This window comes from Veillonella sp. ACP1, from assembly GCF_000286635.1.
Taxonomy (GTDB): Bacteria; Bacillota; Negativicutes; order Veillonellales; family Veillonellaceae; genus Veillonella; species Veillonella atypica.
The window spans coordinates 11,599-29,971 of record NZ_ALKL01000004.1 but is presented as its reverse complement, the minus strand read 5'-3'; the positions used below and the strand labels follow the sequence as shown (position 1 = coordinate 29,971).

2 protein-coding genes are annotated in these 18,373 nt (G+C 39.9%); both read left to right on the top strand.

What is annotated here, in order from left to right; translation table 11 throughout:
* Window positions 1-2,530: YadA-like family protein (locus tag HMPREF1151_RS01630; RefSeq protein WP_198002233.1), on the top strand; the 2,530-nt coding region annotated here is incomplete at its 5' end.
* A 550-nt stretch (window positions 2,531-3,080) separates the two neighbouring features.
* Entirely contained in the window at window positions 3,081-18,152 is a 15,072-nt protein-coding gene (locus tag HMPREF1151_RS01625) for a YadA-like family protein (RefSeq protein ID WP_009660826.1), read from the top strand.
* Window positions 18,153-18,373: the final 221 nt, after the last annotated feature.

Genomic DNA, 18,373 nt, shown 5'->3' with positions numbered 1-18,373 from the left:
AGATAATATGACGACTGTTGTGAATGATGCGATTACTAAAGCTGTGACATCTGCTAAAGATGGTTCTGCATGGAATATTTCTACTAATGGTGGTACAGCTACAAAAGTATCTGGTGGTAATACGGTTGATCTCATTAATGGTGACAACATCGAGATTACACAAGATGGTACAGATGGTAAGAAGATTACGGTTAAGACGAAAAAAGATCTTACATTAGATTCTGTAACTGCAGCCAATACTGTAAAAGTAGGCTCTGGTACTAACCTTATTACCTTGGATGGTGCAACAGGTGGAGTGAGTGGTAATACATTTACAGCTGGTAATGCATCTATGAATACGACTGGATTCCGTTTAACAGGTGGTCCATCTGTGACAACAACAGGTATCGATGCGGGTAATAAAGTGATTACCAATGTTGCTAGTGGTGGTACGACTGCTACAAACGCTGCAAATATTGGTGATATCACAAGTGCGATTAGTGATTTAACTACTAATTTGACTAAGAATACTAATATTGCATACACGGCAAATAGTAATGCTTCAGGTCAAACGGTATCTTTAAAAGATGGCTTTAACTTCTCTAATGGTACATTAACAACTGCAGAAGTAGCAGCTAATGGTGTTGTGAAGTTCAATGTAACGCAAGGTTCATTGTCTACGGATGGCAATGGTAACATCACAAATACAGCAGGTGTAGCTACAACAGATGATGTAAAAAATGCTGTTAGTACTGCGATTAATACGGCTGTTACTAAAGCGACAGGTGCTCAAGTACTTAATATTACAGATGGCAATAATAATGGTTCTATTAACCTTAAAAATGACGCATTGAAGGTTGTAGGTACAGATGGTGTTACTACTGAAGTGAATGGTAAAACTATTACTGTAGGTTTAGATACAGCTACTAAGGATAAGATTAACAATGCTAGCACAGCAACGAATAAAAATATTTCTCTTGCTGCGGATAGTGGTACTACATCTAGCCAATCCTTAAAAGATGGTGATGTATCCTTCGCAGTGAAAGGTGCTACTGGGGATTATATCTCTACAAACATGAATGGTAGCACTGTAGAGATTTCCACTAAACGTGCAACCATCAATAGTAATGCCGCTACAGGTGAAGCTTCCGTAACTGGAAATGATGGTCTTGCGACTGCGAAAAATGTAGCTGATGCTATTAATGCGGCGACTGCAAAAGCAGTATCTCAATCTGCATGGAAACTTGCTGCAGATGGTACGACCGGTACAGAAACGATTTCCGGTGGTGACACTGTTAACTTCAAAGCTGGTTCCAATATGGAAGTATCTCGTACTGGCAAGGATATTACCTATAAGACAAAAGACAATGTTGCTTTCACAACGGTAACAGCTGGTACAGGCGCTAATGAGGTTAAATTAGACGGCAATACTGGCACGGTAACTGCTAAGGATATCACTGCTACGGGCGATGTAACTGCTAAAAATGTAACTACATCTGGTAATGTGACTGCCGCAGGTACTGTGAAAGGTGACACTGTTCAAGGTAATACTGTGAAAGCTGGTAATGTAACAATTACAGGTGGTACAACAAATACCATTACAGGTCTATCCAATACAACATGGACTGGTTCTACAACCACACCAGACCGAGCAGCTACAGAAGGTCAATTACAACAAGCAATTAGTAGTGCCACATCCTCTGCAACATTTAAGTTTGATGGTGATAACAATAGCCAACAAACTATGAATCTACAAAATGGTACTTTCAAAGTTACTGGCGATACCATGATTACGACTAATGCTACAAGTGCAGGTATCGGATTATCATTAAATACGAACAATGTTAAAATTGCCTATGCTGCGAATGGTTTGAATGGTCAAACAACGAGCATTGCAAGTGGATTTAATTTCACTGATGGTGATCATACAAAAGCGACTGTAGCAGCTAGTGGTGTAGTGAAATACGATGCTAAAACATCGACTATTTCCGTTGCAAATGGACATGCTACGTCTAGTGGTAATGATCTCGCGACTGCAGATAATGTGGCCGATGCGATTAATCAAATGACGCAAAATAATTCGGGTAATACAACGCAACTTCGTCAAGAAATTAGCAAGGTTGCTACGGAAACCCAACGTGTAGGTGCTCATGCTGCTGCGATGGCGGCGTTGAAAACAATTCAATACGATCCATTGGCTCCAACACAAATCATGGCTGGCGTAGGTAACTATCGTGGTGAAAGCGCAGCAGCTTTAGGTATTGCACACTATACAAATGACAATACTATGTTTAACGTAGGCGTGTCTGTTGGTGGCAACCATAATATGATTAATGCGGGCGTAACTCACAAATTTGGCATTAGTGCTGAAAAGAAAAATATTCCTGATCGTTATAAAGCGGGCCCTATTAGCTCCATTTATGTAATGCAAGATGAAATGACTCAATTGCGTTCTGAAAACGAAGCATACAAGGCTAAGCTTGATAAACAACAATCTGAAATCGATGCATTGAAAGCAGCTGTTGATCAATTGCTTGCTTCTAAAGCATAGTTTTAGGTGCATACACAATTTATACATTTGCATATCTTCATGTATGAATATGTATATGGTGAAAGCCACCACTCGTTATGAGTGGTGGCTTTTTTTGCGCTTAAACCTATCTGTCTTATTAAAAGATTATCCTAAATATAAAATGAATTAGAAAATACACTTTAAAAATAAAATATTAAATTAAATAATAAACACGAGATGAAAAATACGCATATGGAAATTAAATAGAAATATTTTTGGAATACAAGTTAACAATTCGATTGTATAATCATTCATAAATATTTATCCAAAAAGATAAAAATATACATAGATAAATATAAAAGAAATAGATTAAATCTATATCCTTTTGATTTTTGAAAATGTTTGATTTGCAATTAAATATTCGTATAATGCATCAAATTCCATTGTTTGATATAGATAAAATATGATAAAATTATGAAATGAGCTTTAAAATATAATGGGTATATTTTGAGGCATAACGAAATACAAATACTAGAAAATAATTTATATAAGATATGGTTTTGAGAGATAGTTAGTAAAAGGAAAACGAATGAACAAGATTTTTAAAGTAATTTGGTCTAAGTCAAAACAGTGCTACATCGTAGTATCTGAAATTGCAAAGAACAAAACAGGTAAAAAGAAAATCGTAGTGGCCGGGATATTTGCGGCGTTGGCGATGGTTAATGGCGTACAGGACAGTCAAGCTATAAATGGTAGTGGGGCTAGAACAGGCTGGAACTCTAATGGTGTAGGATTCCATCCTACACAAGGTTTAGTTGTAGGACCTAATATGAATGATAATACTACAATAGCGAATGGTAACGTAGCGACTGTTGCTATAGGTGCACATAGTAATGCTTCAGGATCCTCCTCTGTTGCTATAGGTGGTGCAGTCGTTAATGGTGCTGGTGCTATTGGTCTTGGTTGGTCTACGGCAACTGGGGATAATTCAGTTGCGTTAGGTGGCACCGGTTCGACAAATGCAAATGGCAATAATGCTTTTGCGGCAAGTGGTGGTAATGCTAGTGGTGAAAGTGCTATTGCTATTGGTTCTAGTGCAATTGCCGGTGGCCGTGGTGGCGTTGCTGTTGGTTGGAGTGCAGAAAGCGCAGTGAATGCTGTAGGCATAGGGTTTAATGCGAAGGCAAAAGCAAATAATACTGTTGCTATTGGTGTTCAAGCAAATAATGATAATAGTATTGGTGATAACTCTTCCAGTGTATCTATCGGTGTTAAAACTCGAGCTAGAGAAGTAGGCTCTATGGCAATGGGGGTTAGTGCTGATGCATCGGGGAAATACTCTATTGCCTTAGGTAGTGGAGATGTATCTGGAGATTATACAGCTACAGTTAATTATCCCAAAGCGACTGGAGAAAAGGCTATTGCTATTGGGTATAATTCTAATAGTAGCAATGAGCGGGCGACTGCCATCGGTGCAGGTGCAACTGCAAGTGGAACAGATTCCTTTGCAGGTGTTTCAGGCGCAGCTGGTGGGAATTCATCTATTGCTATTGGTAAAGGTGCTAGCATAACTGCTCCGACTGCAGGAACTACTTTTGGTGGGCAAGACTCTATTGCTATGGGGACAGGAGCATCTGCTAATCAGCATTCGTCGGTTACTATAGGGGCTGGATCCACTAGTGATGGTGTTCGCAATATTACTATCGGCCCTAAAGCTAGTGCATCCGGAGTTGATTCTATCGCTATAGGTAATGGTGGTGTCGGTGGCGACAAAAATAATACTGGTGTCGGTGGAAACGGAAACACTTATACTATAAATGTTAATGACATTAGTACAAATGTCTATTATGGTACTAAGAGTGTAGATGATGGATCTATTGCTTTTGGTAATCGTGCAAATGCAGCTAAAGGCGGTTTGGCTATTGGTACTGTATCTATTGCTGATGGTGGTATTGCAGTAGGGCAAAGTGTTTTGAGTAAAAATGGTGTTGCCATAGGTAGTGCTGTATCGGCTACTGCTGCGAATGCAGTAGCAATGGGTAGTAAAGCAGAAGCATCAAGTGTAGGTGCTGTTGCGATTGGTGGTTATAGTGCTACAGATAAGACGAAAGCACAAGGTAATAATGCCCTTGCTATAGGTGCAAGTGCTGTTACAAATGGTAATGAGACTATTGCGATTGGTAAAAGTGCTAACGCAAGTAATGCAAATGCAGTTGCAGTTGGTAAAAATGCTAAGGCATCAATCGCTAATTCTGTAGCTATTGGTAGTGATTCTACTACTGATACAAATGCAACAAGTCAGGCGAATACAACTATTAACGGCATTACTTATAATTTTGCTGGTGCAACCTCTGATACAGGAATGCAAGTTTCTGTTGGTGCAGTAGGAAAAGAACGTCAAATTAAAAACGTAGCAGCAGGTGAAGTATCTGCTACAAGTACAGATGCCATTAATGGTTCTCAACTATTTGCAGTGGCTAGCCAAATTAAACCTATTAATTATTTTTCTGTAAAATCATCAGCTGTTGGTAATAAAAATAATGATGGTGCTACAGGCACTGATGCTATTGCAATTGGTCCAGGTGCTCAATCATCCGGTAATAATGGTGTTTCTTTAGGGAATGGCTCTCAAGCTAATGCTGAATCTGTAGTATCTATTGGTTATCAATCAAATTATGGAGCTCAAAATAATTCTAAATCAATAGGAATTGGTTGGGCTGCAGGGTTTCAATCTAATGGAACAGAAAATATTGGTATTGGCACAGATGCGGGACGTAAATTAACGGGTAGCAATAATGTTAGTATTGGTAAAAGTGCTGGCCTAGGTGATGTATACACTAGTGGATCCGTCTTACTAGGCCAAAGTGCTACTATTATTAATAGTACAGATAAGTCTAAGATTAATGATGTAGTGGCTATTGGTAATGGCGCACAAGGTGGCGCTGCCTCGTCTGTTGCAATAGGTAAAGGTGCCAAAGCATTAGGTTTCTCTACTATTGCAATCGGTGAAAATAGTAATGCTAAAGTAAAGGTTGGTTCGGCGCCTAGTGTTGCTATAGGGCGCAATACTATTGCAAATGGTGATTATGCAGTTGCTCTTGGTGGGGGTGATAACTCTGGTCAATTCCAAGGGGCTAAGGCAGCTGGTGTAGGTACTACTGCTATTGGAGCGGCAACAGTGACCAAGGATAATACTAATTTCCAAACCGCAGTTGGTTTTGGGGCTACAACTGATGCGACTGATGCGAGTGCATTTGGCCATCAGGCAGCTGCTATGGCTAAAAATGCGACCGCATTAGGATCTGCTGCCTCTGCAACAGCAGAAAATGCTACGGCTCTTGGAACCGGTGCTATTGCTCAGGTAAAAGATGGTGTTGCAATAGGCTCTGGTTCTAAGGCCACTGTTGATAAAGGTGTTAAGGGATACGATCCGAATGATGGTCGTACTAATAAGTATGGTGGATTAACTAATAATATACTTACCAGCACAAATGCAGCTGTATCCGTTGGTGAAGGTGCTAGTGTAACTCGTCAAATTACTGGTGTAGCAGCAGGTACAAGCAATACAGATGCGGTCAATGTGGCTCAATTAAAGAGCGTAAACCTTGCTTTCAGTGGTAATAGTGGCAATAATGATGTGAACCTTGCTAATGGTACATTGGCTATTAAAGGGGATACTACCTACATTACAACGACAGCAAATAAAGATGGTATTACCATTGCTGGTAAAACTCAAGATATTACTGTTAATACGAATGGAGTAGCATCAGCCAATAAAGGTATGGCTGATGCAAAAAACGTAGCGCAGTCTATTAATGATGCTATTTCTAAAAATGCATATACATGGACGGTATCTGCTAATGGTGATGCTGGTGAAAGCGTAGCAAAAGGCAATAAGGTAGACTTCAATGGTGATTCTTCTAATATTACTGTTGAACGTGCAGGTAAGAAGATTACTACCAAATTAAATAAAGATATTACTGTAGATTCTGTGAAAGCTAATAATAAGGTATCTGTAGGTGCCACAACTAAACAGCTTGTATTAGATGGTACAACAGGTGTAATGACGGCTGGTATTGGCACTAATGCAATTAAATTAGATGGGACCTCTGCAACTATTACGGCTGGTTCCGGTAATAATGCGATTAGCTTAAATGGAACCAATGCACAGGCAGCATTCGGCACTGGAACCAACGCGGTTTCTATCAATGGTAAAACCGGTGCAGTGACAGGTCAAACTTTCACAGCCGGCAATACGACAATTAATACTACTGGTTTAACAAGTGGTACTGGTTCAAGTGCTGTTTCATTTGGTACAAATGGAATTAGTGCAGGTAATCAAGCCATTAATAATGTAGCCACTGGTGGTAGTACAGATAGTAATGCGGCTAATATTGGAGATGTTAAACGTTATGTATCAGGTGCAACGCTTAACCTGACAGATGGAGCCAATAATAAAGGCTCTGTTCAGCTTGGTGGTCAATCACTCAAGGTGTCAAGTGGTACGGGAATCAATGCTACTGTAAGCGGACAAACTGTTAATATTGGTTTAACAACAGATGCTCAAAATGCCATTTCAAATGGTATTGGATTATTAGGTAATGTTGGTAATACTGGTATAAAACAGCTAAAGGATGGAAATGCTACTTTTGATATCAAAGGTGATGGATCTGTAGTAAAGACAACTGCATCTAGTTCTGGTGTAACTATTGCGGTTGATACAGATAAATTAGCGGCTAATACCAATTTGGCATATACAGCCAATAGTGCATCTCCAGCTAAGACGGTTTCTTTATCGAAAGGTCTAAATTTTGTTAATGGTAGCAATACTATTGCAATTGTAAATGACGATGGCAAAGTATCCTTTGACCTAAATGCAGCTACTAAGAACCAAATCAATACTAATACTACTGGCGTTGCTGCTAATAAAGCTAATATTGCTACAAATGCTGCAGATATAGCCACTAATAAAAATAAGATTGCTGCAAATACAACAGATATTGCTACCAATAAAGGTAAAATTGCAACTAATACAACTAATATTGCAGCAAATACAACAGCACTTGCTCGGAATATTTCCCTTGGTGCCGATTCTGGGACAAAATCTAGCCAGTCTCTATCTACCGGAGATGTAGCTTTCAATATTAAGGGGGCTACTGGTGATTACATTTCTACTAAGATGAATGGCAATACTGTAGAAGTATCTACTAAACGCTCTACAATTAATAGTGATGCTAATAGTGGTGTAGCCTCTGTAACAGGTGATGATGGCTTGGCAACTGCTAAAAATGTGGCAGATGCTATTAATAATGCTGTTACAAAGAGTGCTTATGAATGGAAGTTATCGGCTAATAGCGAAGCTAATCCTACGACAGTTAGCAAAGGGGATATTGTAGATTTCACAGGTGGTAGTAATATTACAGTTGAGCGTGATAATAAAAATATCTCTGTAAAACTAAATAAAAACCTTACTAATTTATCCTCTGTATCGATTGGCAATAATAAAGGTGAAACCATTAAATTAGATGGTAGTAATGGTGGTATAACAGCAGATCATGCTGACTTTAAAGATAATACTGGCGCAGGAACCTCTATAGATACCTCCGGTATCAGAATTAATAATGGGATTACTGATTTAACTCAAATTGGTATGGGCACCATTTCTTTAGATAATGGGAGTGGTGGTAATACTATTGTTACTACTTCTGGAGTGACACTTACTGATGGTTCTAATATGTCTGAATATAATGCCAAAGGAATTGCCTTTGGTGATGCCACAGGAACTAATACAGCACAGTTTGGGTTAGAAGGTATTAGTGCAGCAAATCAACAAATCAAAGATGTGGCAACTGGTACAGCTGATACAGATGCAGTTAATGTTAAGCAGTTAAAAGATACTGTTGGAGATCAAAAACTTAATATTTCTGATGGTACAAAAGATAGCTCTGTAGCACTTAAAAATCAGAAATTAACTCTTACAGGCACGGGTGCTGCGAAAGCTACTGTTAATGGACAAACGATTACTATTGATGTAGCAGAAGGTACATTAACACCTAATACAACGAATGGTACTGTAACGGGTACTACCGGTGTAGCTAAAGCTACAGAGGTTGCTGCGGCAATTAACAATACAAACACTGTATTGGGTGATAAGATTGCAACGAATACAACCAATATCGCTCATACTATTGCTTTAACTGACGATAACGGCACATCTACGACTGCTAAGTCCTTAAAGGATGGTAATGTATCCTTCAATATCAAAGGTGATAACAAGTTTATCTCTACCGCTGCATCCGGCAATGATGTAAAATTGACGGTTAATGAACAAGCGATTAAGGATGCTGCTAAGGCTGCTTCTTCTTTCAAGGTGAAAGCGAATGCTCATGCTGAAGAAGAGGTAAAAGGCGGCGACACTATTACCTTTAACAATGGTGACAATATTGAAATTGGCCAAACGGGTAAGACTTTCACCATCAAGACGGCTAAGAATATGACCGTTGATTCCTTAACTGCAGGTAATACAGTTATCAATACGACTGGTCTAACAAGTGGTACAGGTGCTAGTGCGGTTTCCTTTGGTACGAATGGTATCAGTGCAGGTAACCAAGTTATTTCCAATGTAGCTAGCGGTACTGTAAACAACAATGCTACTGATGATTCCAATGCAGCGAACATTGGTGATGTGAAACAAGCTGTAGCTAACTTGTCTCAAAACCTTAATATTACTGATGGTACAAATAACGGCACTGTGGACCTTAAAAACCAAAAACTTAACGTGGCTGGTGCTAATGGTGTAACAGCGACTGTAAATAATCAAACGATCACAGTTGGTTTGGACGCGAATACTGTTAATGCTACAACGAAGGGGATTGGCCTTACTGCTGATACTGGTTCTACAGGTAATAAATACCTTAAAGATGGTGATGTATCCTTTGCGGTAACTGGCGATGGCAATCTTGTGAGCACAACTGGTACAACAGCAGGTGTGAAAGTTGCTGTTGATGCGGCTAAGGTAAAAGATTTAGCGGTAGCTGCTGTAACGGTAAGTAAGGATGCGCAAGCAGATAATCCGATTACGGTAACCCCAACAGCGGGTGCTAATTCTAAGGATTATGCCATCGGTATCGATACAACAAAACTTGCGGCTAAAACGGATTTAACATACCGTGCTAATAGTGCTGCTGATGCTAATGCGAAGAAGGTTTCTTTATCTAAGGGTCTTAACTTTGTAGATGGTGGATCCACAGTTGCTACTGTTGATAACGATGGTAAAGTATCCTTTGATCTTAATACAGCAACTAAGAATCAAATCAATACGAATACCACAGATATTGCTGCTAATAAGGGTAATATCACTAAAAATACAGCCGCTATTGCTACTAATACAGCAGCGTTAGCTAGAAATATCTCCCTTGGTGCAGATGCTGGCACAGCATCCAGCCAATCTTTGAGCGCTGCTGATGTGGCATTTAATGTGAAAGGCGCAACAGGCGACTTTGTATCTACTAATATGAATGGTAATACGGTTGAGATTTCTACAAAGCGTGCTACGATTAACAGTAATGCCACGACAGGTGAAGCGTCCGTAACTGGTAATGATGGCTTGGCAACTGCGCAAAATGTAGCTGATGCTATCAACAAAGCGGCTGATGCAGCAAAAGCAGGTGCGGCTTGGAATATTACAACGAATTCCAGTACAACAGATAAAACGGCTGTTAAAGGCGGCGATACAGTAGATCTTGTTAATGGCGATAACATCGAGATTACACAAGATGGTACAGATAAAAAGAAAATCACTGTTGCTACTAAGAAAGATATTACCGTTGATTCTGTAACAGCGAATAACAAAGTAACTGTTGGTTCTGGTGCGAATAAAATTACCTTGGATGGTACTGATGGCTCTGTAACGGGTACTACTTTCACAGGCACATCATTCACAGGTACGTCCTTCACGGCAGGCAATACGGTTATCAATACAAATGGTTTAACGAATGGTACAACGGCCATTACAGGCACTGGTGTAACAACAGATAATGTGACTGTTGGTGGTATTTCTATTGATAAAACGGCTGGCATCAATGCTGGTAACAAGGTCATTAGCAATGTTGCTAGCGGTGGCACTACATTGACGAATGCGGCGAATATCGGCGATGTTCAAAATGCAGTGGCTAACTTGTCTCAAAACCTCAATATTACTGATGGCACACATGACGGCACTGTAGACCTTAAAAACCAAAAACTTAATGTAGCTGGTGCCAATGGCGTAACGGCGACTGTTAATAACCAAACGATCACAGTTGGTCTAGATGCTGACACTGTTAACGCTACTACTAAGGGCATTGGCCTCACTGCTGACACTGGTTCCACAGGTAATAAATACCTTAAAGACGGGGACGTATCCTTTGCCGTGACCGGTGATGGCAGTCTTGTGAGCACATCTGCTACGGCAGCGGGTGTGAAAGTTGCTGTTAATTCCGCAACTATCACTGCTGGTACAGATGGCACAATTACAGGTCCAACTACTGATGGCGTAGCAACAGCTAAAAACGTAGCTGACGCTATCAATGCAGCTAAAAAAGCGTCTAAAACTGAAATCACTGCTAATACAGGTGAAGCAGCTAATGCAACAACAGGTAATGTGACATTAACATCTACTACGGCTGCTGATGGTCATACTATTTATGACGTAAAACTCAATGATAAGGTGACACTTGGTTCTGGTGCTAATGCGGTAACTATCGATGGTACAACCGGTGCTATTACAGGTAAAACGGCTACTATTGGTGGCGTTACTGTAAATGGTACAGCTAATACTATTGGTGGCTTATCTAATACAACATGGAATGGCACAGCCGTATCTGGACGTGCTGCAACAGAAGACCAATTGAAAGCAGCAACTGGTGCTACGACATTGAAGTTCACAGGTGATGTAGCGGCTAATACTGGATCTGTAAATCTTAAAGATGATATATTCGGTATTAAAGGTGATGGGAAATACATTTCTACTGACGTAAACGGTAAAAATGTAAATCTTACCGTCTCTGAAGCAGAAGTTAAAAAATCTGCTGTAGCAGCTGTAACAGTAAGTACAGATACTACGGATGCTAATAATCCATTGACTGTAACCCCAACAACTAGTGCAGATGGTACAACTAAGGATTACAAAGTAACGATTGATGGTACTAAGATTGCGAATAAGACTAACTTGTCCTATAAAGCAAATGATGGTACTGCAAAACAAGTTTCATTAGCCGATGGTTTGAACTTCAAGAATGGTACATTAACAACTGCATCTATCGATGATGCAGGCGTTGTTAAATACGATGTAAATACAGTATCTATCACTGCAGGTACAGATGGTACAATTACAGGTCCAACTACTGATGGTGTAGCAACAGCTCAAAACGTAGCTGATGCTATCAATGCGGCTAAAAAGGCTTCTAAAACTGAAATCACTGCTAACACTGGTGAAGCAGCTAATGCAACGACAGGTAATGTGACATTAACATCTACCACAGCTACAGATGGTCATACTATTTATGACGTAAAACTCAATGATAAGGTGACACTTGGTACTGGTGCTAATGCTGTAACAATTGATGGTACTGCAGGTAAGGCGACCATCGGTTCCTCTGTTGTTGATGGTGTAAATAACACATTCACTACTGGTGGCGCTAATGCTGTAACCTTAGATGGTGCCACAGGCACAATTACAGGTACAACTGCCAATATCGGTGGTGTTACTGTTAACGGTACGGCTAATACTATTGGCGGCTTATCTAATACAACTTGGAATGGTACTGCTACTACTGGCCGAGCTGCAACAGAAGACCAATTGAAAGCTGTTGCAGATGCTGCGGGTAGCCAAACTTGGGAAATCACAGCAGATAAAGATGCGGCTACGTCTGGTGCCCAAACAGGTACTAAGAAAAATGCTAAAGTAGGTAAAGACGACAAAGTTCAATTGATTGCTGGTGAAAATCTCACAGTAAATCAAAATGAACGAGACTTTACATACTCCTTGAATAAGGATCTTGTGAAGATGAACTCTGCTACATTCCTTGGGACAGGTACGAATACAACTGTTATTACTGGTGATTCCATAACGCAAACTGCAGGTACACAAACAAATACATCTACTGCAGGTGGCAACACTGTAGCGGATGGTACTAAATCCACAGAAACTACAGCTGCTGGTCAAGTGATTAAAGACGGTGCTAAGTCCAATAAATCTACTGTAGATAACAATGTAATTGATGATGGTACTGGTAATGTAAATACATCTAATGCTACATCTAATACAATTACAGATGGTACTAATGCAAGTACAATTACTGCTGGTAAGGCACAAATTGGTACTGTTGGTATCGATGGTGTAGTGAGCAAGATTACTACTGGTGGCACAAATGCTGTAGTAGTTAATGGTGCAGATGGCACTGTTAAAACTGGTAATGTAACAGTAACTGGTGGTACAACCAACGATATCACGGGTTTATCTAACACAACTCTATCTGCAACTGACTTTGCAACTAAGGGCCGTGCGGCAACAGAAGAACAATTGAAAGCTGCCACTGGGGCTACTACATTGAAGTTCACTGGTGATGTAGCGACTAATACTGGATCTGTAAATCTTAAGGATGATACATTCGGTATTAAAGGTGATGGTAAATACATCTCTACTGATGTAAACGGTAAGAATGTAAATCTTACAGTGTCTGAAGCAGAAGTTAAAAAATCTGCTGTAGCTGCTGTGACAGTCAGCACAGATACAACTGATGCTAATAATCCGTTGACTGTAACACCTACAACTAGTGCAGATGGTACAACTAAGGATTACAAGGTAACCATCGATGGTACTAAGATTGCGAATAAGACAAACTTGTCTTACAAAGCAAACGATGGTACTGCTAAACAAGTTTCCTTAGCCGATGGCTTGAATTTCAAGAATGGTACATTAACAACTGCCTCTATCGATGATGCAGGTGTTGTAAAATACGATGTAAATACAGCAACTATTACTGCTGGTACAGATGGCACAATTACAGGTCCAACTACAGATGGCGTAGCAACAGCTCAAAATGTAGCTGATGCTATCAATGCAGCTAAAAAGGCATCTAAAACTGAAATCACTGCTAACACAGGTGAAGCGGCTAATGCAACAACAGGTAATGTAACATTGACATCTACCACAGCAGCTGATGGACATACTATTTATGACGTAAAACTCAACGATAAGGTGACACTTGGTACTGGTACTAATGCCGTAACGATTGATGGTACAGCTGGTAAGGCAACTATTGGTTCTTCCATTATTGATGGTGTTAATAAGACATTTACTACTGGAGGTGCTAATGCTGTTACTATGGATGGCGCAGCAGGCACAATTAAAACTGGTACAGTAACAGTAACTGGTGGTACAACCAACGACATCACTGGCTTGTCTAACACAACTGTAAACTCTGCAGACTTTGCAACGAAAGGCCGTGCGGCTACAGAAGAACAATTAAAAGCTGTAGGCGAACAAACATGGCAAATCACGGCAGATAAAGATGCTACTACTTCTGGTGCCCAAACAGGTACTAAGAAGGATGCTAAGGTGGGTAAAGATGACAAAGTTCAATTAATTGCTGGCGAAAATATGACAGTAAATCAAAATGAACGAGACTTTACATTCACTCTTAATAAAGATCTTGTGAAGATGAACTCTGGCACATTCCTTGGTACAGGTACTAACAAAACTGTTATTACTGGTGAGTCCATTACACAAACTGATGGGACTAAATCGAATACATCTACTGTAGATAGTAATGTTATTGATGATGGTAATGGCAATGTAAATACATCCAATGCTACATCCAATACAATTACTGATGGTACTAATACAAGTACAATCACTGCTGGCAAAGCTACAATTGGTTCTTCCATTGTGGATGGTGTAAATAATACATTCACAACAGGAGGTGCAAGCCCTGTAACGTTAAATGGTGCTACAGGTACAATCACAGGTAAGACTGCTAATATCGGTGGTGTTACTGTAGATGGCACGAATAACCATGTAATGGGCCTTGCTAATAAAGATTGGACACCAGGTGTAACACAAGCTGTTTCTGGTCGTGCCGCTACAGAAGATCAATTGCAAAAGGTATCTGATGCAGTTGGTGCTGGTTGGAAGGTGAACACTGGTAAGGTCACTGGCTCTACCGGTGAATCTAATGGTGCTGCATCTACTAAGGTAGCAAGCGGTGAAGAGGTTCAATTCCAAGCAGGTAACAACTTAATTGTTGACCAAAATGGTAAAACTGTAGCATATTCATTGAATAAGGCTCTTAAAGATTTGGAATCTGCTACGTTCAATGGTACAGGTACTAACAAAACTGTTATCAACGGTGATTCCATTACGCAAACTGCAGGTTCGCAAATGAATACATCTACAGCAGCTGGTAATACTGTAGCTGATGGTACTAAGTCCACAGAAACTACAGCAGCTGGTCAAGTTATCAAAGATGGTACTAAGACAAATACATCTACTGTTGATGAAAATACAATCGTAGACGGTGCTAAATCTAATAAAACTACTGTTGATAGCAATGTTATCGATGATGGCACTGGTAATGTAAATACATCCAATGCCACATCTAATACAATTACTGATGGTACAAACACAAGTACTATTACTGCTGGTAAAGCTACAATTGGCTCTTCTATCATTGATGGTGTAAATAATACATTCACTACTGGTGGCACTAATGCTGTTAAGTTAGATGGTGCAGCAGGTACAATCAAAACTGGTACAGTAACAGTAACCGGTGGTACAACAAACGATATCACTGGCTTGTCTAATACAACAGTAACTAGTGCAGACTTTGCAACAAAAGGCCGTGCGGCTACAGAAGAACAATTAAAAGCTGTAGGCGAACAAACATGGCAAATCACTGCAGATAAGAAAACTGGTACATCTGGTGCTCAAACAGGTACTAAGAAAGATGCTAAGGTTGGTAAAGACGATAAAGTTCAATTGATTGCTGGCGAAAATATGACCATAAACCAAAATGAACGAGACTTTACTTTCACCCTTAACAAAGACCTTGTTAAGATGAATTCTGCCACATTCCTTGGCACAGGTAGTAATACAACAGTCATTACTGGAAACAGTATTACACAAACTGCAGGTACGCAAACGAATACATCTACAGCAGGTGGTAACACTGTAACTGATGGCACTAAGTCCACAGAAACGACTGCAGCTGGTCAAGTTATTAAAGATGGTGCTAAGTCTAACAAGTCTACTGTAGATAGTAATGTAATCGATGATGGTAATGGTAATAAGAATACATCTAATGCTACATCGAATACGATTACAGACGGCACAAATACATCTACTATAACTGCTGGTAAAGCTAATATCGGAAACATTGCTGTTGACGGTGTGAACAATAAGATTACTATGGGGAATGGTGCAACTCCTGTTACATTAGATGGCGCTAATGGTCATTTGGATGGTTTAACTAATACAACATGGGTTCCAGGTGTAACAAAAGCCACTACTGGTCGTGCAGCTACAGAAGATCAATTGCAACAAGTATCTGATGCAGTAGGCGCTGGTTGGAAGGTGAATACTGGTATCGTTGCTGGTTCTAGCGGTGTATCTAATGGTGCTGCTTCTACAAAGGTATCCAGTGGTGAAGAAGTAAAACTTCAAGCTGGGGATAATCTTGTTATTGACCAAAATGGTAAAACAGTATCGTACTCCTTGAATAAAGATCTTACTAAGATGAATTCTGCAACCTTTGAAGCAACAGGCGGTAAAACAACTGTTATTAAAGGCGATAGTATCGTTCAAACAGATGGTGGTAAAACGAATACATCTAATGCGGCAGGTAACACTGTTGTAGATGGTAATAAATCCACTGCTACAACTGCAGCGGGTACTACTATCACTGATGGTGCTAAGACGAACACATCTACAGCTGATAAAAATGTAATTAATGATGGCGCAGGTAATACTAATACTGCAACAGCTACTAGCAATACATTGGCAGATAATGCAGGTAATACTAATGTATCCAATGCAACTAGTAATACATTGAAAAATGCAGCTGGTGATGAGACTAAGGCTGATGCTAAGGGAGTAACTGTTAAAGATGCTGCTGGCAACAATGCAACTTTCAATAAAGATGGCATAACGATTACAAAAACTGGTAAAGATACGGTTTCCTTGACTAGCAATGGCCTCGATAATGGCAATAATAAGATTGTGAATGTAGCGGCTGGTGTGGCGAATACAGATGCTGTCAATGTTGGTCAGTTGAAAGAGTATGCTGCTAAGTCCACTACTGAATTAACTGCTAATAATGGCGAAACTGCAGGTAGTACGACGGGCAATATCGTATTAACTAAGACAACTGCTGCCGATGGTCATACAATTTATGACAATAAGTTGAATGATAAAATTACCTTAGGCGCTGCGGATCCAACTAAGGCGGTTACTGTAGATGGTACTGCTGGCACTATTGCTGTAGCTGATAAGATTACCCTTAATGGCAAGGATGGCAAGGCAGGTATTGGCACTGTTGGTATCGATGGTAAGGATGGTATCGTCACAACTGGTGGTACTAATTCTGTGAAAGTAGATGGTTCTACTGGCACAGTAACAGGCTTAACTAATAAAACTTGGACACCAGGTTCTATAGTTTCTGGCCGTGCAGCTACAGAGGATCAATTGAAATCTGCCGTAGCTGATTCTGGTTGGAAGGTTACTGTTGATTCTGTTGATTCTGGTAAAAGTACTGTTGTAGGTACAAGTCCTGAAAAAATCAAGGCAGAAGAAACCGTTACTTTCAAAGCAGGCAATAACATGATGGTTACTCAAACAGGTAAATCTATCAGTTATGCCGTAAATCCTGAGCTTACAGACATGAAGTCTGCTACATTTAAGGATGCAGCTGGCAATACAACGGTGACGAATGGTAATGGTATTACTATTACGCCTGGTAGTGCGAACCCTACAAATCCACATGCAGGCCCTGTATCCTTAACGAAGGATGGCCTCAATAATGGTAATAATCAAATTAAAGGGGTTGCGCCTGGTACAGATCCAACAGATGCAGTGAATGTAGCTCAATTAAATGCATCCAATGCAAATACTAGCCAAGCTATCAATCAAGTAGCTGGTGAAGTGCAACATGTTGGTGCTCATGCAGCGGCAATGGCAGCATTGAAACCAATTCAATACGACCCATTGGAACCAACACAAATCATGGCCGGCGTAGGCAACTATCGCGGTGAAACTGCGGCAGCTCTTGGCCTTGCTCATTACACGAATGAAAACACTATGTTCAACGTAGGCGTTTCCGTTGGTGGTAACCATAATATGGTTAATGCTGGTGTAACTCATAAATTTGGTTACAGCCCAGAAAAGAAAAATATTCCAGATCGTTACAAAGCAGGCCCTATTAGCTCTGTGTATGTAATGCAAGATGAAGTATCTAGCCTTAAAAAGGAAAATGCGGAACAAAAATATGTTATCGCAGATCAAGCAGCTCGTCTTACTACGTTAGAAGCTGAGAACGAACAACAACGTCGTGAATTGGCAGAAACGAAGAAGGGCTTAGATGATTTGAAAGCAGCGGTAGATAAATTGTTAGCATCTAAAGGCTAAACAGCATATAATTGATAATAGAAATCAAATTGTAAAGATACAATAATCTTGGAATAAAATAAAGAACCCTCTTAACTACGATACTTATACCCTGTTGGGTATAAAACGTATGCAAGAGGGTTCTTTGCATTTTTGATATAAGTTATTATTTAAATTGCATAACATATGAATGACTTCTCATATGTTATATGATATAATACGGTAATATTATGGGAAGTTTA

What these genes read in the sequence shown, in the direction of transcription:
- HMPREF1151_RS01625 (WP_009660826.1), top strand. Translation starts at nt 3,081, where the DNA reads ATGAACAAGATTTTTAAAGTAATTTGGTCTAAGTCAAAACAGTGCTAC.